The 21,717-nt window shown below is 67.4% G+C and carries 9 protein-coding genes; 2 read left to right on the top strand and 7 right to left on the bottom strand.

Annotated features, from left to right (window positions below; all coding sequences use genetic code 11):
* Window positions 1–22 precede the first annotated feature (22 nt).
* Window positions 23–376: a hypothetical protein gene (locus tag AC07U0_RS03225; protein WP_494718584.1), complete on the top strand. Its 354-nt coding sequence runs from the start codon at window positions 23–25 to the stop codon at window positions 374–376.
* On the opposite strand, the gene AC07U0_RS03220 is transcribed toward AC07U0_RS03225, so the two are convergent.
* From AC07U0_RS03220 to AC07U0_RS03210, 3 genes are all read right to left on the bottom strand, one after another.
* The gene (locus AC07U0_RS03220; protein WP_494718583.1) at window positions 373–2,109 is read right to left on the bottom strand and encodes a ShlB/FhaC/HecB family hemolysin secretion/activation protein; all 1,737 of its coding nucleotides are present in this window, start codon (window positions 2,107–2,109) and stop codon (window positions 373–375) included. The two genes, AC07U0_RS03225 and AC07U0_RS03220, sit on opposite strands and share 4 nt — an antisense overlap.
* A complete protein-coding gene (locus AC07U0_RS03215) occupies window positions 2,106–16,802 on the bottom strand; it encodes a YDG domain-containing protein (RefSeq protein WP_494718582.1) in 14,697 nt (4,898 codons plus the stop codon). Before AC07U0_RS03215 ends, AC07U0_RS03220 begins: the two co-directional genes overlap by 4 nt.
* A 147-nt stretch (window positions 16,803–16,949) precedes the next feature.
* Entirely contained in the window at window positions 16,950–19,010 is a 2,061-nt protein-coding gene (locus AC07U0_RS03210; protein WP_494718581.1) for a M13 family metallopeptidase, read from the bottom strand.
* Between the two features lie 69 nt (window positions 19,011–19,079).
* On the opposite strand from AC07U0_RS03210, the gene AC07U0_RS03205 reads away from it, so the two are divergent.
* Window positions 19,080–19,586 carry a PadR family transcriptional regulator gene (locus AC07U0_RS03205; protein WP_494718580.1) on the top strand — a complete coding sequence of 169 codons (507 nt, stop codon included), beginning with the start codon at window positions 19,080–19,082 and terminating at the stop codon, window positions 19,584–19,586.
* Window positions 19,587–19,589: 3 nt separating this feature from the next.
* Here the strand turns inward: AC07U0_RS03205 and AC07U0_RS03200 are convergent, their stop codons facing one another.
* The 4 genes from AC07U0_RS03200 to AC07U0_RS03185 are packed head-to-tail and all read right to left on the bottom strand — an operon-like array spanning window position 19,590 to window position 21,384.
* Window positions 19,590–20,066 carry a hypothetical protein gene (locus AC07U0_RS03200; protein WP_494718579.1) on the bottom strand — a complete coding sequence of 159 codons (477 nt, stop codon included), beginning with the start codon at window positions 20,064–20,066 and terminating at the stop codon, window positions 19,590–19,592.
* Window positions 20,063–20,635 carry a response regulator gene (locus AC07U0_RS03195; RefSeq protein WP_494718578.1) on the bottom strand — a complete coding sequence of 191 codons (573 nt, stop codon included), beginning with the start codon at window positions 20,633–20,635 and terminating at the stop codon, window positions 20,063–20,065. Before AC07U0_RS03195 ends, AC07U0_RS03200 begins: the two co-directional genes overlap by 4 nt.
* Window positions 20,636–20,665: 30 nt before the next feature.
* Complete coding sequence (locus tag AC07U0_RS03190; protein ID WP_494718577.1) at window positions 20,666–20,998, bottom strand: hypothetical protein; 333 nt, start codon at window positions 20,996–20,998, stop codon at window positions 20,666–20,668.
* A complete protein-coding gene (locus AC07U0_RS03185; RefSeq protein WP_494718576.1) occupies window positions 20,998–21,384 on the bottom strand; it encodes a response regulator in 387 nt (128 codons plus the stop codon). The genes AC07U0_RS03190 and AC07U0_RS03185 overlap by 1 nt, the downstream gene beginning before the upstream one ends.
* Window positions 21,385–21,717: the final 333 nt, after the last annotated feature.

The following is a 21,717-nucleotide window of genomic DNA, read 5'->3' as shown; positions in this document are numbered from 1 at the left end:
TACCAGTATCGGAGAAGCCGCCGTGGCGGATTTTGATCACCTGACTTTCATGAGTCATGCCCTGCTCTGGGCCGAAAACAGCCAGGAGCAACTGCCGGAAACGGACGAAGCCGAAGACGAGAACGGCCTGTCCCGCGTCGAGCTCGCGGAAGCCAGCATCCTTTCGCATCCGCCCGAAAACGCCGCCCAGATGATCGTTCAGATCGAGATCATCTGTCAGGATCTCGGTGGCGGGGTTCGCTACGACGGGCTGGATCTGCGCGCCCTGCGCAATATCCAGCGGGCCCTGCAGGATCCGCGGCTCGCGGGAGACGGCGATTTCGGCCGTTTCGCCGCGATCCGTTCGGCATCAGGAAATCTGCCGCTGAGCCACTAGAAACTGACGGTGGCGACCACGGCGATCTGGGTGTCGTGCTTGTCGGCGCCGGGCGCGCGGCGCAGCTGTGAGCCGACTTCCATCTGGACGTCGAAATGGCGGTCGATGCTGTAGTGAACGTTGAAGCCGACGCTGGCCAGGGTCGCGCCGGGGGGCAGGTCGGGGAAGGGCTCGGGCTGGCTCAGATGAGCATAGTCCACGAACAGGCCCAGCTGCATCTCGTCGTTGACGCCGGGCAGGACGCCGAAGGCCCTGGACCGGACCTCGGTGGAGAGCACCACCCCCTCGCTGCCCAGGGCCACGTTGGGATCATAGCCGCGCACGCCACCGATGCCGCCGCCGCCAATCTGCTCGCTGTAGGGCAGGTTGCTGCTGGCGATCTGGGCCATGCCGCGCACGATCCAGGTCATCTCCGAGGGCAGCAGGGTTGTGCGGGTGATCGACAGCCGGTCATAGCCGTAGTTGGCGTCCGCGAAGGGCACCAGCTGGCTCATCGAAGCATCGTTATTGTGATCCGAGAGGCCGCCCGGTGAGATCACCGTCATGTTCTCGAGCACCGTCTGACCGTGTTTGTCGGGCGCGGCCAGGGTGTAGACGAGCGGGATCTGGATGATCTCCACCGCGCTGTCGAGCACGGTGAAGCCGAGGAATTCGAGGTCGTTGTCGGTGCGCTTGTAGTCGAAGCCCAGTTGCAGGCTCTGGGTCAGGGCCGAGGCGCGCGGCAGGTCGCGGATGTAGCGGGCGCTGACCTGCGAGGTCTTGCCCTCGCTGTTGAAGATCGTGCCGTCGCCGATCTCCGGCCGTTGGGTCGCATAGGCGCCGAACAGCCATAGACGCGCATCGCTGTGCAGAGGGATGACGTCGCTGAGCGAATGCGATTCGTAGCGGCCCGAGAAGCTGCGCGTGTACTGATAGGACAGGACCTGGGCCTGGCCGAACAGATTGCCGAGGTTGAACCCCACGTTCCATTCGTCGCGGCCCAGCGACGGCGCGCCCTGGTTGTCATAGCCGGCATAGACCCGCACCGGCGTGCGGTCCTCGACCTTGAGTTCGATGTCGGTCCGGCCGGTGATGTCGCCTGGTTTGGCCACAGCGCTGACCGACATGAAGGGGTTGCGGTTATAGTCGTCCAGCGCCTCGCGCAGCCGCGGCAGGGTCAGCAGATCGCCGCTCTTCAGCCCGCCCATGCGAAGGATCAGATCGTCCGAGAAATGTCGATTGCCGCTGACCTCCACCTGATCGAGCCGGTATTCGGTGACCACGATCTGGATCACGCCGCCCTGCACGTTCTGCGGTGGGGCGGTCACGTCCATGAAGGGGTGGCCGGCCTTGCGATACCAGTCGCGGACCAGGCCGATCAGGCCGTCGAGGCCGGCGCGGGTCAGGGGGCGGCCGACCCAGGTTCTCGCCCGGGCGACGAAATCCGGGTCGTACAGCAGGGGCAGGCCGTGCGAACTGACCCCGCCGGGCGCGGCCGCTTCGCCGAGGCCCGCAGTCTGAACCGCTCCGGCCTCGCTGACGAAGACCACGCCCTTCAGCTCGGGCATCAGGACGGTCTGGTCCCGGGAAGCAGGCGTGACCTCGGGCGGGGTTTCGATCGGGGCGGGTTGGACGACGGGAGGCAGTTTGGGCGCAACGTGCTCGAAATCCTGGGCTTCAACCTGGGTCGCAAGCGCGGAGATCAGCAGGGCCAGCATGGCGGCGCCGATCTGGGCGCGGTAGGGCGGCGTCACGGTTGGACCTCGAGCATCTCGCTCGTGGGGCGCGGCGGGAAGACGATCGACCAGCGCTTGGCGCGCCCCCCCTGCCGCAGGATCTGGGCCGTCGAGTTGATCACCGGCGCTCCGGTGTCGACCACCATCCCGTCTTCGGTGGTCGTGGTGCTGGGCGTCCACAGGATGTTGGGCAGGCTGGCCAGGCCGCTGCTGCCGCCCTGATAGAGGCCATCGGCGACCGGGTAGGGGACGAAGAAGCGCGGGCTGCCGAGCACATGGGCCAGGGGCGGGAGGTCGGGAAGGGGCACGCAGTCCCGCAACGATCGGCATGGCGGCGGCGGCGGAGGGGCGGCCGCGATGATGTGGCCCTCGCCGGTCGCGCCGGTCGGCAGCACGTAGTTGGCCAGCAGGGTCCCGTCGTTCGCGCGGTAGTCGGCGGCGGCCAGAACGGCGGTGACCATGTGGGCGCCGACCTCGGGATCGGAATAGGCGCCGACGCCCTGGGTGACCGCCGCGCTCTCGCCGCCGACGAAGCCCGACAGGCTGTAGTTGGCCTCGGTCAGGGTGGCGACGGTGGAGCCGTCGAAGGTCTTGGTCGGATCGCCGATGATGGTCGCCGTCAGGATCGCCTGATTGATCGTCCCGCCGCCCGATGCGCTGGTCGGCAGGACATAGTTGGTCAGCAGGGTTGAGCCGGTGGCGGCGAAGTCATTGGCGCCGAGCGCGACGGTCACAGTGCGCCCTCCGGCATTGGCGCTGTCGTAAACGCCCACCGTCTCGGTGACCGTAGCGCCTTCCGCGCCGACGAAGCCGGTCAGCTGATAGTTGCTCGCGGTCAGGGTCGCGGCGGCGGTGGCGTTATAGGTCCGGGACGGATTGCCGACGATGGCGGCCTGCAGCAGGGCCCGGTTGATCGTCCCCGCCCCGGTCGCGGTCGTCGGCAGGATGTAGTTGGAGAGTTGGGTCGGACCGGCGGCGCTGAAGTCGCCCGCGTCGAGAGCGGCGGTCACTGTGCGTGCGCCGGCATTGGGACTGTCGTAAATGCCCGCCGTCTCGGTGACCGTCGCGCCCTCCCCGGCGACGAAGCCCGTCAGACTGTAGTTGGCCGAGGTCAGGACCGCGGTCGTTGTCGCGTCATAGGTCCGGGTGGGGTTGCCGGTGATGGCGGCGGTCAGGGAGGCGGGGGTGATCTGGCCAATACCCAGGGCCGAGGTCGGCAGGACATAGTTGGAAAGAAGCGTCGACCCGGTCGCGGCGAAGTCGCCGGCGCCGAGGCTGGCGGTGACGACATGCGACCCGGCATTGGGCGAGGTGTAGGCGCCGACCGTTTCGGTGACCGTGGCGCCTTCGGAGCCGACGAAGCCGCTGAGGGTATAGTTGGCTGCGCCGAGAAGGGCGGCGGTCGTGCCGTTATAGGTCTTGCCGACATCGATCAGGGCGGCGGTCAGGATCTTCTGATCGATCTGGCCGGCGCCCGAGGCCATCGTCGGCAGCACATAGTTGGACAGGAGTGTCGAGCCGGCGGCGGTGAAGTCGCCGCTGTCGAGGCTGGCGGTGATCGTCCGGGCCCCGGCGTTGGCGCTGTCATAGGTCCCGGCCGTTTCGGTGACGGTGGCGCTCTCTGTGCCGATGAAGCCGGTGAGGGCGTAGTTGCCGCTCGTCAGCGCGGCGCCTGGGTTGGCGTCATAGACCTTGGTCGGGTTGCCGATGAGGGCGGCGGTCAGGGTCGCCTGATTGATATGGCCGAGGCCGAGAGCGGTGATCGGCAGGATGTAGTTCGACAGCAGGGTTCCGCCGTCCGCGGTGAAGTCGCCGCTGTCGAGCGTCGCGGTCACCGTGCGCAGTCCGGCGTTGGCCGAGGCGTAGACCCCGGTCGTCTCGGTGACTGTCGCGCCTTCGCCAGCGACGAAACCTGTGAGGCTGTAGTTGGCGCTGGTCAGGGCGGCGACCGTGGTGGCGTCATAGACCTTGGTGGGGTCGCCAATGATGGCCGCCGCCAGCGTCTTCTGGTCGATCCGGCCGACCCCAATGGCGGTGGTCGGCAGGACGTAGTTGGACAGCAGGGTCGCGCCGTCGGCCGTGAAGTCTCCGGCGCCGAGGCTGGCGGTGACGGCGCGGGTTCCGGCATTGGCCGAGCCATAGGTCCCGGCGGTCTGGCTGACACTGGCGCCCTCGCCCGCGATGAAGCCGATCAGGCTGTAGTCGCTCGCGGCCAGGGTCGCATCGGTCGTGCCGTCATAGACCTTCGTCGGGCTTCCGACGATCGCGGCGAACAGGGTCTTCTGGTCGATATGACCAATGCCGGAGGCCGAGGTCGGCAGGATATAGTTGGACAGTTGGGTCGCGCCGTCGGCCGCGAAGTCCCCGGCCGCGAGGCTGGCGGTGACGAGGCGCGCTCCGGCGTTCGGCGAGCCATAGCTGCCCACCGTCCGGGTGACGCTGGCGCTCTCGCCCGCGACGAAGCCGGTGAGGCTGTAGTTGGCCGCGCTGAGCGTGGCGGTCGTGGTGGCGTCATAGGTTTTGGTGGGGTCCCCGATGATCGCCGCGACCAGCAGCGCCTGACTGATCTGGCCGATGCCGAGGGCGCCGGTCGGCAGGATGTAGTTGGACAGAAGCGTCGATCCGGTCGCGGTGAAGTCGCCGCTGTCGAGGGTGGCCGCGACGACATGGGATCCGACATTGGGCGAGGCATAGGTCCCGGCGGTCTCGGTAACCGTCGCGCCCTCCGAACCCACGAACCCCAAGAGGCTGTAGTTGCTCGCGGCGAGCCGGGCGTCGGTCGTGCCGTCATAGGTCTTCGCGACGCCGACGAGGGTGGCGGTCAGGGCTTTTTGATCGATCTGACCTGCGCCCGAGGCCGATGTCGGCAGGACATAGTTGAAGAGCAGGGTCCCGCCCGCGGCGGTGAAGTCGGCGCCGTCAAGCGTCGCGGTGACGGTGCGCGATCCGGCGTTCGGGCTGTCGTAGACGCCGGCGGTCTCGGTGACCGTGGCGCCTTCGGACCCGATGAAGCCGGTCAGGACGTAGTTGGCCGAGGTCAGGGTTGCGCCCGTCGTGGCGTCATAGGTCCGGGTGGGGTTGCCGATGATCGCCGCCGTCAGGGCCGCCGGATTGATCTGGCCGATGCCGAGAGCCGAGGTCGGGAGGATGTAGTTGGACAGGGCGGTCGAGCCCGTGGCCGTGAAGTCCCCGGCGTCCAGGCTGGCTGTGACGACATGGGATCCGGCGTTGGGCGAGGCATAGGTTCCGGCCGTCTCGGTGACCGTCGCGCCTTCCGGGCCGACGAAACCGGCCAGGCTGTAGTTGTTCGCGGCCAGCAGGGCGGCGGTCGTGGCGTCATAGGTTTTGGACACGCCGACGAGTGAGGCCGTCAGGGTCTTCTGGTCGATCTGGCCGGCGCCCGCGGCGGTCGTGGGCAGGACGTAGTTCGACAGCAGGGTGGAGCCGGTGGCGGTGAAGTCTGCGCTGTCCAGCGCGGCGGTGACTGTGCGGGCGCCGGCGTTCTGGCTGTCGTAGGTCCCGACCGTTTCGGTGACGGTGGCGCCCTCGGACCCGATGAAGCCGGCGAGGGTGTAGTTGACCGACGCCAGGGTCGCGCCCGTCGTGGCGTCATAGACCTTGGTCGGGTTGCCGATGATGGCGGCGGTGAGCGTCGCCTGGGTGATGTGCCCCGCCCCGGCCGCGCTTGTGGGCAGGATGTAGTTGGACAGCTGGGTCGATCCGGTGGCGGTGAAGTCGCCGGCGTCGAGGGCGGCGGTCACGGTGCGCAGCCCGGCGTTGGGCGAGCCATAGGCGCCGACCGTTTCGGTCACGGTGGCGCCTTCTGTGCCGATGAAGCCCGTGAGGCTGTAGTTGGCCGAGGTCAGGATCGCGCCGGTGGTGGCGTCATAAATCCTGGTCGGATCGCCGATGATGGCGGCGATCAGGGCCGCCTGGGTAATGTGGCCGAGGCCCAGTGCGCTGGTCGGCAGGATGTAGTTCGACAGAAGCGTCGAGCCGGTGGCGGTGAAATCGCCGCTGTCGAGGACGGCGCTGACGCTGCGCGCGCCGACATTGGCCGAAGCATAGGTTCCGGCGGTCTCGGTAACAGTCGCGCCTTCCGTCCCGACGAAGCCCGAGAGGCTGTAGTTGGCCGAGGACAGGGTGGCGGTTGTGGCGGCGTCATAGGTCTTGGTCGGGTCGCCGATGATGGCCGCGGTCAAGGTCTTCTGATTGATCTGGCCGGCGCCGGAAGCCGTCGTCGGCAGGACGTAGTTTGAGAGCAAGGTGCCGCCGCCTGCGCTGAAGTCGGAGACATCCAAGGCTGCGGTGACGGTGCGGGCGCCCGCATTGGCGCTGTCGTAAACGCCGGCCGTTTCGGTGACCGTGGCGCTCTCGGAGCCGATGAAGCCGCTGAGGCTGTAGTTGGCGCCGGTCAGGGCCGCGCCCGTGGTGGCGTCATAGACCTTGGTCGGGTTGCCGATGAGGGCGGCGGTCAGGGACGCCTGATTGATATGGCCCAGGCCGGTCGCGCTGGTCGGCAGGACGTAATTCGACAGAAGCGTCGCGCCGTCTGCGGTGAAGTCGGCGCTGTCGAGCGTCGCGGTCACCGTGCGCGATCCGGCGTTGGGCGATCCGTAGGTTCCGACCGTCTCGGTGATGGTCGCGCCCTCGCCGGCGACGAAGCCCGTCAGGCTGTAGTTGGCGCTGGTCAGGGCGGCGAGGGTAGTGGCGTCATAGGTTCTGGTCGGATCGCCGATGATCGCCGCGATCAGCTGGGCCTGACCGATCTGGCCGATGCCGAGCGCGGTGGTCGGCAGGATGTAGTTGGAGAGCGAGGTCGAGCCCGTGGCGGCGAAGTCGCCGCTGTCGAGACTGGCTGTGACGGTATGCGACCCGACATTGGGCGAGGCGTAGGTCCCCGCCGTTTCAGTGACGGTCGCGCCTTCCGATCCGACGAAGCCCGAGAGGCTGTAGTTGCTCGCGGCGAGCAGGGCGGCGGTCGTGCCGTCATAGGTCCTGGCCACCCCGACGAGGGCGGCGGTGAGGGTCTTCTGGTCGATCTGCCCGGCGCCGGATGCGGTGGTCGGCAGGACATAGTTGGAGAGCAAGGTTCCGCCCGCGGCGGTGAAGTCGGCGCCGTCCAGAGCGGCGGTGACGGTGCGCCCCCCGGCGTTGGCGCTGTCATAGGTCCCGAGCGTTTCGGTGACGCTGGCGCTCTCGGAACCGACGAAGCCGGTCAGGCTGTAGTTGCTGCTCGTTAACGCAGCGCCGGTGGTGGCGTCATAGGTTTTGGTCGGATTGCCGATGATGGCGGCGGTCAGGGTCGCCTGGTCGATATGGCCGACGCCGCTCGCCGAGGTCGGCAGGATGTAGTTGGACAGAAGGGTGCCGCCGTCGGCGGCGAAGTCCGCCCCGGTCAGCGTCGCGGTGACGGTGCGCAGTCCGGCGTTGGGCGAACCATAGGCGCCGACCGTCTCGGTGACCGTTGCGCCTTCCGTACTGACAAAGCCGGTCAGGGCGTAGTTGGCGCTGGTCAGGACAGCAACGGCGGTGGCGTCATAGGTCTTTGTCGGGTCGCCGATAATCGCGGCCGTCAGGGACTTCTGATCGATAGTCCCCGCGCCCGAGGCCGTTGTCGGCAGGACGTAGTTCGACAGCAGGGTCGAGCCGGTGGCAGTGAAGTCGCCGCTGTCCAGGGCCGCAGTGACGGTGCGCGACCCCGCATTGGCGCTGTTGTAGGCGCCGACAGTCTCGGTGACCGTGACTCCTTCCGAACCGATGAAGCCGGTCAGGCTGTAGTTGGCCGAGGTCAGGCTGGCGAGGGTGGTCGCGTCATAGGTCCTGGTCGGATTGCCGATGATGGCGGCGATCAGACTCGCCTGGGTGATGTGGCCGATCCCCGATGCGGTCGTCGGCAGGCTGTAGTTGGCCAGCAGGGTGCCGCTGTTGGCCGTGAAGTCGCCGCTGCCCAGGGCGGCGCTGACCGTCCGCGCCCCGACGTCCTTGCCGCTGTAGGTCCCGACCGTCTCGGTGACCGTGGCGCCCTGACCGGCGACGAAGCCGGTCAGCTGATAGTTGACCGAGGTCAGGGAGGCGACGGTGGTGCCGTCATAGGCCCGGGTCGGATCGCCGATGACGGCGGCCGTCAGCAGGGCCTTCAGTATGACCCCGCCGCCCGAGGCGCTGGCCGGCAGGACGTAGTTCGACAGCAGGGTCGAGCCGGTGGCCGTGAAGTCGCCGCTGGTCAGGGTGGTCGAGACATTGCGGATGCCGGCGTCGGCCGAGACATAGACGCCGGTCGTCTTCGTCACATCGGCGCCCTCGCCGGCGACGAAGCCGGTGAGGCTGTAGTTGGCCGTGGTCAGGGCCGCGGCGGTCGTGGCGTCATAGACCTTGGTCGGCAGGCCGACGATGGCGGCGGTCAGGACGGCCTGGGTGATGGTTCCCAGCCCGGCGGCGCTGGTCGGCAGGATGTAGTTTGAAAGCGAGGTCCCGCTTCCGGCCAGGAAGTCGCTGGTCAGCAGGTTCGCGGTCACCGCATGCGGCCCGGCGTTGACCCCGGCATAGGTTCCGACGGTATGGGTGACGCTGGCGCTTTCGGATCCGACGAAGCCAGTCAGACTGTAGTTGGCCGAGGTCAGGGCGGCGACATCGGTCCCGTTATAGGTCCGGGTCGGATTGCCGATGATGATGGCCGCCAGGCTCTTCTGGTCGATCTGGCCGGCCCCGGCGGCGGAGGTCGGCAGGATGTAATTGGACAGCAGGGTCCCGCCGTCGGCCGTGAAGTCTCCCGCTCCGAGGGTCGCGGTGACCGTCCGTGTCCCGGCGTTGGCGCTGTCGTAGACGCCGACGGTTTCGGTGACGGAGGCACCTTCCGAACCGACGAAGCCGGTCAGGCTGTAGTTGGCGTTGGTCAGGGCCGCGCCGGTCGCGGCGTCATAGATCTTTGTCGGCGTCCCGATGATCGCTGCGGTCAGGGTCGCCTGGCTGATATGGCCGACGCCGCTGGCCGAGGTCGGCAGAATGTAGTTGGCCAGCAGGGTCGTGCCGGTGGCGGTGAAGTCTCCGGCGGTCAGGGTCGCGGTGACCGTGCGGGCTCCGGCATTGGCGCTGTCATAGGAGCCGATCGTCCCGGTGATGAGGGCGCCTTCGGAACCGACGAAGCCGGTCAGCTGGTAGTTGGCGTTGGTCAGGGCCGCAGCCGTCGTGGCGTCATAGGTCCGGGTCGGATCGCCGATGATGGCGGCGGTCAGGGCCTTCTGGTCGATCTGCCCCGCACCGCTCGCCGAGGTCGGCAGGATGTAGTTCGAAAGCAGGGTTCCGCTTCCGGCGGTGAAGTCGCCGGCGGTCAGGGTCGCGGTCACCGTGCGGGCGCCGGCGTTGGGGCTGTCGTAGGCGCCGACGGTCTCGGTGACGGTGGCGTTCTCCGGGCCGATGAAGCCGGTGAGGCTGTAGTTGCTCGCGATCAGGGTCGCGAGGGTGGTCGCGTCATAGGTCCGGGTCGGGGTTCCGACGATGGCGGCCGACAGGGCTTTCGGGTCGATGGTCGCCGAGATGCCGCCGGGCTGGGTCAGGACATAGTTGCCCGCGTCAACGCCGGTCAGCAGATAGCCCGAGGCGGCGACCGAATAGGTCCCCACGTTCGGCGATCCGAATACGGCGCTGGAGCCTGCGCTGTTCACGCCCAGGTCGTCGCTGCCCAAGGTCCCGACCACGGTCGTGCCGGTGTTGTTCAGCGTCAGACCGGTCGTGCCGTCATAGACTTTGGTGTTGGCCAGCATGCCGGCCAGGGTGACCGTCGCCGGGGTGATCTCGCCGATCGCCGCATTGGTCAGGGCCGTGGCGATCAAATAGTTGCCTGCATCGGCGCCGGTCAGGGCCAGGCCGGTAAAGGTCACATTGATGTTGGTCCCGACATTCTTGGCGGCATAGTCGCCGACGATGCCGCCCGCGTTCACCGAGACGTCGTCGCCCGAGACGATCCCGCCCAGACTATAGGCCGCGCCGTCGGTCGGCAGGGGAGTGAAGGCGGTATAGATCCGCGTGACCTTGAGCAGGGTCAGCAGGGCCTGGGTGATGTCGGCGGTCAGATAGTTGGGCTGTTGCAGGATGTAGTTCGGCGCGTCGGTCCCGGAGATCGAATAGCCGTTGGTGGTCACGCTTTTGGCGGTCCCGACATTGGGGTCGGCGAACTGGCCCGTTGTGGCGTTGGTCAGGCTGACGGCGTCGCTGCCCAAGACCCCGACCAGCGACGTGCCGGTATTGGTGATCGTGGCATTGGTCGTGCCGTCATAGACCTTGTTGTCGGCGACCGCGCCCGCGACGGTCAGCAGGGCTTGATTGATCTGGCCCGCGCCCGTGGCGCTGGTCGGCAGGACATAGTTGGTCAGCAGGGTCCCGCCGTCGGCCGTGAAGTCGCCGCCGCCGAGCGATGCGGTGACCGTGCGAGCGCCTGCGTTCTTGCTGTCATAGGCCCCGACCGTCTCGGTGACCGTGGCGCCCTCGCCCGCGACGAAGCCGGTCAGGCTGTAGTTTGCCGAAGTCAGGGTGGCGGTGGTGGTGGTGTCATAGGTCCTGGTCGGGTTGCCGATGATCGCCGCGATCAGGGCCCGGGGCGAGATCACCCCGATGGCCTGATTGACCACGTCGGAGACGAAGTAGTTGCCCGCGTCGGTTCCCGACAGGCTGAGGTTGGCGACGCTGACGTTGATGCCGCCGGTGACCACCCCGCCCGACAGGCTGCCGCCCACGTTCTTGTCGACATAGGCGCCGGTCGCCCCGGCCGGACTTGCCGAAACCGCATCGCCTGAGAACACGCCGCTGAAGCCATAGGCGGAGCCGGAGGTCGGCAGGTCGGTGGTCCCGTCATAGGTCTTGCTGACGGAGGTCAGGAAGATTTCGAACGGGGTGATGTCGGCGGTCAGATAGTTGGGCTGCTGCAGGACGTAGTTGCCGGCATCGACGCCGCTGACGCTGTAGCCGGTGGTGGTGACGGGCTTGGCCGTGCCCACATTCTTGTCGGTGAACTGGCCGGCGTTCGAGATAATCAGGCTGACGTCATCCGCCAGCAGGACGCCGTTCAGGGTCGTGCCTGAGTTATCGATCGTGGCGTTGGTGGTCTGGTCATAGACCCGGTCGTTGGCCAGGGCGCCGGCGGTTGTCAGCTGGGCCGGGGTGATCGTCCCGATCGGGGCGTTGGTGGTGGTGGGCGAGATCAGATAGTTGCCGGCGTCCGCCCCGGCGATGGCCACCCCCGCCAGGGTGACCAGCTTGCCCGAGCCGACGTTCTTGGTGTCGTAGTTTCCGGTGATGCCCGCCGCGTTCACGCTCACGACGTCGGCGCCGAACACTCCGGACAGGGCATAGGCGCTGTCGTTGGTCGGGGCGGTGGTCGTCGCCGTATAGACCCGGGTCACCGAGGCCAGGGCCAGGGTCGCCTGGCTGATGTCGGCGGCGAGGCCGGTCGGCTGGACCACCACATAGTTCCCGGCGTCGGCGCCCGCGAGCGCATAGCCCGTGGCGGTCACCGCGATATTGGTTCCGACGTTCTTCGTCGCGAAGACTGCGCTGGCGCCGCTGGAATTCACCGTGACTGCGTCGGTTCCGAGAATCCCGAAAAGGTCGGTGTTGGTGTTGTCGAGCCCGGCGACGGTGGTGCCGTCATAGACCTTGTCCAGGGCGACGACGTCGATGACGCTGAGGCTGGCCGGGCTGATGGTCCCGAGGCCCCGGGCGAGCGCGGGCAGATTGTAGTTGGCGAGATTGGTCGAGCCGGTCGCGGTGAAATCGCCGTCGGTCAGCAGGGCCGACACCTGATGGGTCCCCACGTTGCGGCTGGTGTAGAGGCCCGAGGTCTGGCTGACGGTTGCGCCCTGTCCGGCGACGAATCCGCTGAGCGAATAGTTGGCGCTGGTCAGGGTCGCGGTCTGGGTCGCGTCATAGACCTTGGTCGGATTGCCGGCGATCGCCGCGGCCAGGCTCAGGCGGTTGATCAGGCCGGGACCGACGAGGCTGGTCGGCAGGATGTAGTTGGACAGGTCGGTGCCCGACGCGGCCTGGAAGTCGGAGACCACCACGGTGGCGGTGACGGTGCGCGCGCCCGCATCGGCGTTGTCGTAGGTCGCACCCGCCGCCTGGGTGACCGTCGCGCTCTGGCCCGCTACGAAGCCGCCGACGCTGTAGTTGGCGGCGGTCAGGAAGGCCTGGGTCGTGGCGTCATAGGTCTTGGTCGGCGTGCCGATGATCGCGCCGGTCAGCTGTTTCGGCGTGATGGCGGCCGTCAGATAGGAGGGCTGGCTCAGGGCGTAGTTGCCGGCGTCCGCCCCGGTCAGGACGAAGCCCGAGGCGTTGACCCGAAGGCCCGTGCCGACGTGGCTCTGGGTGAAGGCCCCGGCTGCGCCGGTCGAACTGAAGCCGACCGCGTCACCGGCGAAGGCGCCGTCCAGCGTGGCGCCGCCCAGGTTCAGGGTCGCGGCGGTCGTGGCGTCATAGATTTTGTCGAGGGCGATGACGCCGAGGACCTGAACCCCCTTGGGGGTGATGTCGGCGGTCAATCCCTGAGGCTGGGTGAGGATGTAGTTGGCCTGATCCGCTCCGGTCAGGACATAGCCGGCGGCCGTCACCGCGATGCCGTTTCCGACATTGCGGGTCGCGAAGGTCCCGGTCGCCGATCCGCCATCGAGCCCGACGACATCGCCCGCCACCAGTCCGAACAGGGCGGCGCTTCCTGTCAGCTGGGCGGTGGTGGTTGTGTCATAGACCTTGTCGACCGCCGAGACGTTGAGGATGGTCACCGGCGCCTGGTTGATCGTTCCGGGCCCAAGCGCGACGGTCGGCAGGTTGTAGTTGCTCAGCAGGGTCCCGGCGTTGGCGACGAAGGCCGTCGGGCTCAGGGCCTTGGCGATGGTCCGCGCGCCCGCGTCCTTGCTGGAGTAGGAGCCCAGACCGTCCGGGAGACTGGCGCCTTCACCCGCGACGAAGCCGGTGAAGCTGAAATTCGCCGAGGTCAGGATGGCGTTGGTCGAGCCGTTGTAGATCTTGGTCGGGTTGCCGATGATCGCGGCGGTCAGTTGGGCGCGCAGGATGGTGCCGATGCCCGTCGCCTCCGTCGGCAGGTTGTAGTTGTCCAGATTGGTGCCGGGGTCGGCCGTGAAGTCCGTGGGCGCCAGATAGGCGATGACCGACTGCTGTCCGGCGTTCTTGTCACCATAGGTCCCGACCGTCTGGGTGATGATCGCGCCTTCACCCGCGATAAAGCCGGTCATGGTGTAGTCGGACGAGGTCAGGGTGGCGACCGTGGTGCCGTCATAGGTCTTGGTCGGGTTGCCGGTGATGTCGGCATAGAGGGTTCCGGGTCCGATATCGCGCCGGGTGATCGTCCCGACGCCGGTGACCGGCGAGGGGATGATGTAGTTCGACATCAGGGTGCCGCTGTCGGGATCGAAGTCGCTCGTGTCCAGATTTGCGGTGACGGTGCGTGTTCCGGCGTCGGCCGAACTGTAGGTCCCGCCGGTCTCGGTGACCGTGGCGCCTTCGCCGGGGATGAAGCCGTCGATCGCGAAATTGCCCGGGCCGAGTGCGGCGCTTGCGTTGCCGTCATAGGCCTTCGTGGGGTTGCCGATGATCGTGATCGTCAGCAGGGCGGGGTCGATGGTCCCGAAGCCGGTCGCGAGCGTCGGCAGGATGTAGTTGGACAGGGCAGTGCCTGCATCGGCGACATAGTCGGGCGGGGTCAGACTGGCGGAGACCAGCCATGACCCGGCGTTCTCCGAGGCGTAGGTCGCGTCCGTGGTCTGGAAGATGCTGGCGTTCTCGCCCGCCACGAAGCCGGTCAAGGCGTAGTTTTGCGGCGCCACGAACGCCCGGTCGTTGCCGTCATAGACCTTGGTCGGATTGCCGGTGATCGAGGCGGTCAGCGGCGCCGGGGTGATGTCCGCCGCGAAGGGGACCAAGGCCACGACATTGTAGTTGCCGCCATCCGCGCCGCCGATCTGCACGTTCGAGGCGTGGACGGCGATGTCGTTGCCGACGTCCTTGCTGTCGAAGGTGAAGGCGCCCGAGGTGACCGAGACATCGTCGCCCGAGATCAGCCCAAGGAAGGTCGCGCTGGAGGTGTCGGCGGTGGCGTTTCGGGTGCCGTCATAGACCTTGTCGCTGATCGTCACCGAGGTGACCTGCAGCGTCGCCCTGGTGATGTCGGCGGAGAGACCTGTCGGCTGGATAACCTGATAGTTGGCGGCGCCCGCGCCGCTGACCGAGAAGCCGGAGGCCGTCACGGCGATGCCGGTCCCGACGTTTTTCGTGGAAAAGGTCCCGGTCGCGCCCCCGGTGCCCAGGGTCACGTCTTCGGAGCCGATGACGCCGAACAGGGCGGCCGAGCCGGTGTTCAGCGCGGCGGTGGTGGTTCCGTCATAGACCTTGTTGTTCGCACTGACGTTGAGCACGGTCAGCGGCGCCTGGGTGATCAGACCGGCGCCGGTCGCACTGGTCGGCAGGACGTAGTTGTCGAGACTGGTCGCGGCGCCGGCTACGAAATTGGTGCCGCCGAAGGTCGCGTTGACGGTGCGGGCGCCGGCGTTGGGGCTGTCGTAGGTGGTGGTCGCCGCGCCGTTGACGGTGATGGTCTCGCCGGCCACCACGCCTGTCAGGGCGACGTTGTTGGGGACCAGCTGGGCCAGGGCGCTGGCGTTGTAGACCTTGGTCGGGGTGTTGACGATCGCGGCGGTCAGGATGGCGCGGGTGATCTCCGCGGCGCTGGTCGTCGCGACCGGGTTCGAGACGGCATAGCCGAAGACGGGGATGCCGCCATTGGTCGCCTGGAAATTGCTGGCGGTGACTGTCAGGCCGGTTCCGGCGTCCTTGGTCGAATAGGCGCCATCCAGACTCCAGTCGTCGCCGCCGATCATGCCGGTGACCGTGGTGTTCGTCCCGTTCAGAATCGCCGTGGTCGTGCCGTCATAGACCTTGGTGATTGCGCCGAGCGTGACTGTGGCCGTGGGCGCGACCCGGTACATCACCCCGTTCCCCGGCGCCGCTGCGGTCTGGGTGGTCAGGAAGTCGTACTGGAAATAGTCGGGGGTCAGGCCGCCCAGGGTGGTCGCGCTCGGTCCGTCGGTCAGGATGAACCAGTCGCCGGAGCTGCTGATGGCTCCCGCGCCGGCCTGGTTCACGAACGATCCGCCGACGACCCCGACCCCGAGGGCACCCGTCAGGGATCCGCCCGCCGCGATGGTGTAGGTCCCGGCCACCCCGGCCAGGGCTGGTGAACCGGTTGCGATGGCCACGGCGCTCACCGGGGCGGCGATGGTGGCGTTGCGCCCGGCCTCGAAGGTCACCCAGCCGCCGCCCGTGATCGCGGCGTTGACCGCCAGATCCCGATAGGCGGTGAGGGTGAGGTCGCCGGTCCCGGTCCAGACGATGGGCGCCGCCACCGTCAGGTCGCCACTGCCGCCCGTGCCCCCGGCCGTCGTGGTCGGGTTGACGTTGCTTCCTCCGTCTAGCGTGGAAACGATGGTCGCGGCGGCGGCCGCATCGATGGTCAGATCGTCGGGATCGAGCAGCCACAGCCCGCCCTTGCCGGGGTCGATGCGGGCGCCGGCGAAGGCGATGCGCCTCCCCGAGGTTTCGATCCGTCCTCCGCCCGCCGGTCCGCCCGCGCGTATCGTCGCGCCTTCGGCGATCATGGTGTGCGCGGCGAGATCCGCGGCGGTTCCAAAAGCCGAGGTCCCGACCAGAACCTCGCCGCCCTTCGTGCCGGTGGCGGCGACCTCCGCCGTCGTCTCCAGGGTGACCGTCTCGCCGTTGATCAGGATATGGCCGCCGCTTCCGTCGGCTGCGTTGGCGGCGAGCGCGCCCGAGACGCGGACCTCACCCTTAGGCGCGGTTAGCCACAATTGGCCGTCGATGGTCTCGGAGCCGGTCGCCTGGGTCAGGCCGTCGCGGTTGCCGGCCAGGGCGAAGATGTTGCCGCCCGCCGCATGCAACCGGACGGCGGCGGCCTGGATCCGGCCGGTCTGGGTGACATCGCCTTCTCCGCCATCCGCCACCGAAACGAACAGATCCTTGCCCTCGGCATCGTTGGTGGTCAGGAGGACGTCGTTGGCGGCGGCCAGGGTCACGCGGCCCTGCGCGGCCTGCACCGTCCCCGCATTGGTCACCGAGCGCGCGATCATCACCACGCTGCCGCTCTGCGACTGGAGCTGGCCCTCGTTGAGGATGGTCCCGTAGGAGGTTCCCGAGGCCGCCAGGGGACCGCCGCCCATGAAGGCGTCGGGGTTCATGGGCCGTGTCGAGACGACCAGATTGCCGCCGGACAGGATCTTGCCGTCCGTGCCGACGATCACCCCGCTGGGGTTCATCAGCCAGACGGATCCCGTCGCACTCAGCCGCCCGTCGATCTGTGAAATCTGTCCGCCCAGAACGCGGTTCAGGGTGGCGCCGGCGCCGTTGTTGATATCGACCTTGCCGTCCTTGCCGATCGAGAAGCTGCTCCAGTCGATCACCCCGCGCATGCTGGACTGGGTGATGACCATGGCGCCCGGCGCGGTCTGATCGATCTGGCCGTCGCCGCGCACGAAGGCGCCGTCGGTGGGCAGGGTCTGCGGTGTGGTCTGGGCGAGGGCCGGGGCGGCGCTGGCCGCGAGGGCGACTGTCCCGAGCAGGGCGTAGCGGCGGGCGATCCCCAGCATGCTGGTGGAAAACAGAACGGATTTCAGCCGGCGAACACGCACTCGGGCCCTCGTTTCCCGGACCCTCTTCCTGCCTTGGAGGGTCGAGAAATTTAGAGCACCCGCCTGACCTTCCGAACTATCGGGCCAAACCCCGAACCCCTCGGAAAGATCAGCCGTCTTCCCAGAGAGAAGCGTATGCCGGCTGACCTACCACAGCCGGATCCGATCCTCAGGCGCGACGTACATCGGGTCGCCGGGGCGGACGTCGAAGGCGGCCTGGAAGGCGTCCAGATGCACGACGATCCCGTTCACCCGATACCGTTCGGGCGCATGGGGATTGGATTTGAGCAGGGCGACCAAGGCGGCCTCACGCCGCTTGCCCATGAAACTCTGGGCATAGCCGATGAAGAAGCGCTGCTCACCGGTCAGGCCGTCGATGACCGGAGGCTCCGCGCCGTTCAGAGAGGCCCGCCAGGCGTCGTGTGCGAGCTGCAGCCCCGCCAGATCGGCCATGTTCTCGCCGAGCGTGAGGGTCCCGTTGACGTGCTGTCCGGGCAGGGGCTCGAAGCCGTCGAACTCGTGCGTCAGCCGGTCGGACAGGGCCTGATACCGGGCGCGATCCTCGGGCGTCCACCAGTCGCGCAGATTGCCGTCGCCGTCGTAACGGCTGCCCCGCACGTCGAAGCCGTGGCTGATCTCATGTCCGATCGTCGCGCCGGTGGCGCCGTAGTTGTACGCGTCGTCCGAGGCCGGATCGAACATCGGGGGCTGAAGCACGCCCGCCGGGAAGGCGATCTCGTTTGTGGCCGGGCTGTAGTAGGCGTCGACCGTCGGGGTGGTCATGCGCCATTCGTGGCGGTCGACCGGCGCGGACAGAAGCGCCCGTTTGCGGCGCCATTCGAAGGCGCGGGCGCGGAACACGTCGCCCAGCAGATCGTCGCGTCGGATCTCCAACGCCGAATAGTCGCGCCAGTGGTCGGGATAGCCGATCTTCACATCGATCTTCGCCAGCTTGGCCAGGGCCTCGGCGCGGGTCGAGGGGCTCATCCAGAAGGCGTCGTTCAGGCTGCGCGCCTGGGTGGCGATGAGGTTCTGCACGAGGGCGTCGATGCGCGCCTTGGCCTCGGGCGGGAACTCCCGCTCCACATAGAGCCGGCCCGAGATGTCGCCGAGCAACTGGTCGACCAGGGCCGCGCCGCGCTTCCAGCGTTCGCTGTTGGCCGCGGTCCCGCGCAGGACGCCCTCGTTGAAGCTGAAAGCGGCGTCGGCGAAGGCGTGCGGCAGGAAGGGCGCCGAGGCGTCCAGCACGCGCAGTCTCAGCCAGGCGCGCCAGACCGGCAGGGGCGTGTCCGCCGCCAGCCGTGAGAGCCCCTCGAAGAAGTCGGGCTCCCTCACGACAATCAGGGGCTCGGGCCCGGTCAGGCCCTGGGCGGTCATCCAGCCAGCCCAGTCGAGGTTCGGCGCCGATCGTTCAAGTTCGGCGATGGTGCGGGGATTGTAGGTCTTGTCGGGGTCGCGGGCGTCAACGGGGGACCAGTAGAGCCGGGCGAGGGCGGTCTCCAGCACCAGAACAGCCCGGGCGTCGACGTCGGCCTGCTCCGGCGCCGCTCCGGCCAGCACCAGCATCCGGGCGGCATAGGTCCGGTACTGGTCCCGGACCGCGACGAACCGGGGCTCGGCGCTCAGATAATAGTCGCGGTCGGGCAGGCCGAGCCCGCTCTCATAGAGCCACAGGGCGTTGCGGCCGGCGTCCCTGGCGTCCGGATCCACGAATACGCCGATGGGGGTCGTGACCCCGATCGCATCCAGCCGCGCCATCAGCGGGGCCAGGTCCCGGATCGTGGAAAGACTGTCGATCGCCCGTAGTTCGGACTGGAGTGGGGCCAGACCCGCCGCCTCGATCCCGGCCTCGGCCATGAAGGCGGCATAGAGGTCGCCGACCTTGCGCGCTTCCGGGTCGGCCGCGGTCTGCGCCGCCTCGGACACGGCTCGCTGCCGGACCAGCGACCGCTCCGCCATCATCGAATCCACGCCATAGCGCGAGCGGTCGTCGGGGATCGCAGTCTCCCGCAGCCAGCGGCCGTTGGCGAAGGCGAAGAAGTCATCCTGCGGCCGCACCGCCGTATCCATGTCCGCCGTCTGGACGCCCGATCGAAGCGCGGGAGTTGGGGAGGCGAGGGGGGCGACGGTTTGGGGCTCGGCCTGGCCCGCGCAGCCCGCTAAAGCCAGCAGGGAGGCGCCGAGAAGCGCGGAAATGGAGGTTCGCATGGCCGCAATCCGTGTGAATAGTCTTTTTCGTACTATCATGGCGGACGGTTCGCGCAAGGGAGGCTCGCGATGCTGACGGAACTGGAGGGCTCGGTGTTGTCCGAACTGCATCACCGCGGCCGCCAGACCGCGTTTCAGGTGCGACGCTCCTTCTCGACCTCGCCGTCGATCGAATGGCGGGGCAGCGCCGGGGCGGTCTATCCCGCGATCAAGCGGATGGAGCGGGACGGGCTGATCGCGGCCGAGGCCAAGGGCGACGGGCGGGCGACGCGGCTGCTGTCGGTGACGGCGGCCGGCGTCGAGGCGATGATGCAATGGGCCTGCGATCCCGGCCGGGCCACAAGCGTCGGCATTGATCCGTTCAGGATGCGGGCGGGGATCTGGATGCAGCTCGACGGCGCGCGCCGGGCCGAGGTTCTGACCGCCGTCCGGCAGGAACTGCTGGAGGGGGTGGAGCGGCTGGCGGGCTGGTCGCGGCACGGGGACGCCATCGAGCGCGCCAGCGTTGATCTCAGCCTCAGGCTTCAGCGCGCCCGGCTGGACTGGCTGGACGACGTCGCAGCCCGGGAAGCCTGAGCCCTATTCCAGCACCCCGATAGAAGCGCGTGCGCTGCGCAGGCCGGACAGCAGGACGCCGACATTGGGCTTCTGGCTGCGGTTCATGACCAGACCCAGGGCCGCGGCGTGGACGTGGATCAAATCCCCGCGCCAGCCGTCGTCGGCGTTCAGGTGCTGGATCAGGACGGCGATGCCCTTGGCGATGTCGCCGATCGCATCGGGCCGACCGGCCCCCGCCACCTCGGCCAGAAGGGAGGCTTCCGTGAAAAGGGACAGGCGGGCTTCGGGTGTCGTCGGCGCCGGGCCGGCCATGGCGCGCAGCAGGGCCACGGAACGGTCCGCCACATAGAGGTTGACGGCCGGAGCCATAGCTTCGACCCGGCGAGCGGCGTCGCGAAGCATATCATGGACATCAGCAGCCCCGGGGGCGTCGATCCCACGCGCGAGGGTGTTCTCGGGTACGAAGACCCGGGCGGTAGCGAGGTCGGCGGCGCTCATCCGAACAGCGAGTCCAGATCGGCCTGGGACATTTCCCGGGTGGCGTCCGCGGTCAGGGCCAGGGCCTCGGCGCGACGTTCGTCGGTTCCTTGCGGCGGCCCGGCCTTGCGGAAGCGCCGGTCGGGCCCGGAATAGTTGTCGGCGACGACGAAGGCGCGGTCGTTGCGGGCGATCCACTCGATCCGGCTGAGCAGGGCCGCCGGCGACACCGGCTTGGAGACCACCATATTGACCCCGTTGTCACGCGCCTCACGGACCGTCGTCGGCGGGGTGAAGGCCGTCACGATCATGATCGGGGTAGTGAAGTTGGTCTGGTCCACCCGCGAACGGACGTAGCGGCTCAGGTCGATGCCGCTCTGGGCGGGCATTTCTCCGTCGATCAGCAGCAGGTCGAACGGCTCCTCGTCGATCGCCTTGCGGGCTTCCTCGGCGGAGCTGCATTCCCTGAGGTGTTTGATCCTGAAGCCGTTCAGGATCTGCTTCAGCAGGTCCATGGACATCGGGTTGTCGTCGACGGCGAGGACGGAGGCCTGACGCAGGTTCAGGCGACGGGTCGTTTGGGATGACATATCGCGCGCACACTCTTCACTAGAGGGAAATCAGAACCTCAGCAGCTGGTCGGCGGCCTGCTGGTCGAGACCGCCGGTCAGGGCCGGTCCGTTGAGCAGGGGATCGGTGGTGTCCGCCTTCGGGGTCGGATCGATCAGCCCGCCCAGCACCGTCAGTCGCTGACCGGTCAGATCCTGGAAGGCGCAGGCCTCCATGATCTGGCACAGCTGCTGCTCCAGCCGGTCGATCGCTTCGGGCGAACCGCCGCGAACCGCCGCCATTTCGCGAAGGCAGGCTTCGGCGCCGTTCAGAACCTGATCGACGCCGGCTTCGACCTCGCCGCGGATGGCGGCGATGATCGCCGCTGGATCCAGAAGCGTCATCACAGCTCTCCGAGGACGGTGGTCAGCTTCTGTTTCAGAACAGCCAGGGTGAAGGGCTTGATGATGTAGTTGTTCACGCCCGCCTGACGCGCGGCGACGACATTCTCGGTCTTGGCTTCGGCGGTGACCATGACGAAGGGAGTCTTCGCTGTCCGGGCCTCTGATCTGACCTGCGTCAGCAACTCCAGCCCGGTCATCGGAACCATGTTCCAGTCTGACAGTATCAGGCCGTACTCCTGACTCCGGATCTTCTCCAGAGCGCTGGGACCGTCCATCGCTTCATCGACATTCTTGAATCCGAGTTGTTCGAGGAGGCCTCGAACGATGCGGATCATTGTCTTGTAATCGTCCACGACCAGTACGGGCATGTTTTTGTCTACGGCCATTTGCAACGTTCCTGCTGATGCGGTGCGTATCGCTGGGAGATAGCAATATTGGCGGAATGAGAGCCTCAAAATGGTTCCTGTATGGTTAAGCGTATAGTTTTCATCAGAATTCAGGAAATTGTCTGAAATTGCGTGACAATAGAAATTCGCAACATAATGCACCTCAGGTGCAAAAGTATCCGTTTTTTGGGTAATCAATTCACCAGATCGTTCATAATGATGCGTATAATCTCCAGTTGTATTAAGGCAGTTCGAACAAGGACTTTCGTGATCCATCAATCGCTCAGTAATGAATGCCCACGTTAACCGTTAAGTAACAAGATTAACCCTCAA

The organism is Brevundimonas sp. GW821-FHT02A10, from assembly GCF_059422025.1.
This window is presented reverse-complemented; position numbering and strand designations above follow the sequence as displayed.

Excerpts from the sequence above, each read along its gene's own strand:
- AC07U0_RS03195 (WP_494718578.1), bottom strand. The coding sequence starts at position 20,635 with ATGTCATCCCAAACGACCCGTCGCCTGAACCTGCGTCAGGCCTCCGTC.
- AC07U0_RS03200 (WP_494718579.1), bottom strand. The coding sequence starts at position 20,066 with ATGAGCGCCGCCGACCTCGCTACCGCCCGGGTCTTCGTACCCGAGAAC.
- AC07U0_RS03210 (WP_494718581.1), bottom strand. The coding sequence starts at position 19,010 with ATGCGAACCTCCATTTCCGCGCTTCTCGGCGCCTCCCTGCTGGCTTTA.
- AC07U0_RS03190 (WP_494718577.1), bottom strand. The coding sequence starts at position 20,998 with ATGACGCTTCTGGATCCAGCGGCGATCATCGCCGCCATCCGCGGCGAG.
- AC07U0_RS03185 (WP_494718576.1), bottom strand. The coding sequence starts at position 21,384 with ATGGCCGTAGACAAAAACATGCCCGTACTGGTCGTGGACGATTACAAG.
- AC07U0_RS03205 (WP_494718580.1), top strand. The coding sequence starts at position 19,080 with ATGCTGACGGAACTGGAGGGCTCGGTGTTGTCCGAACTGCATCACCGC.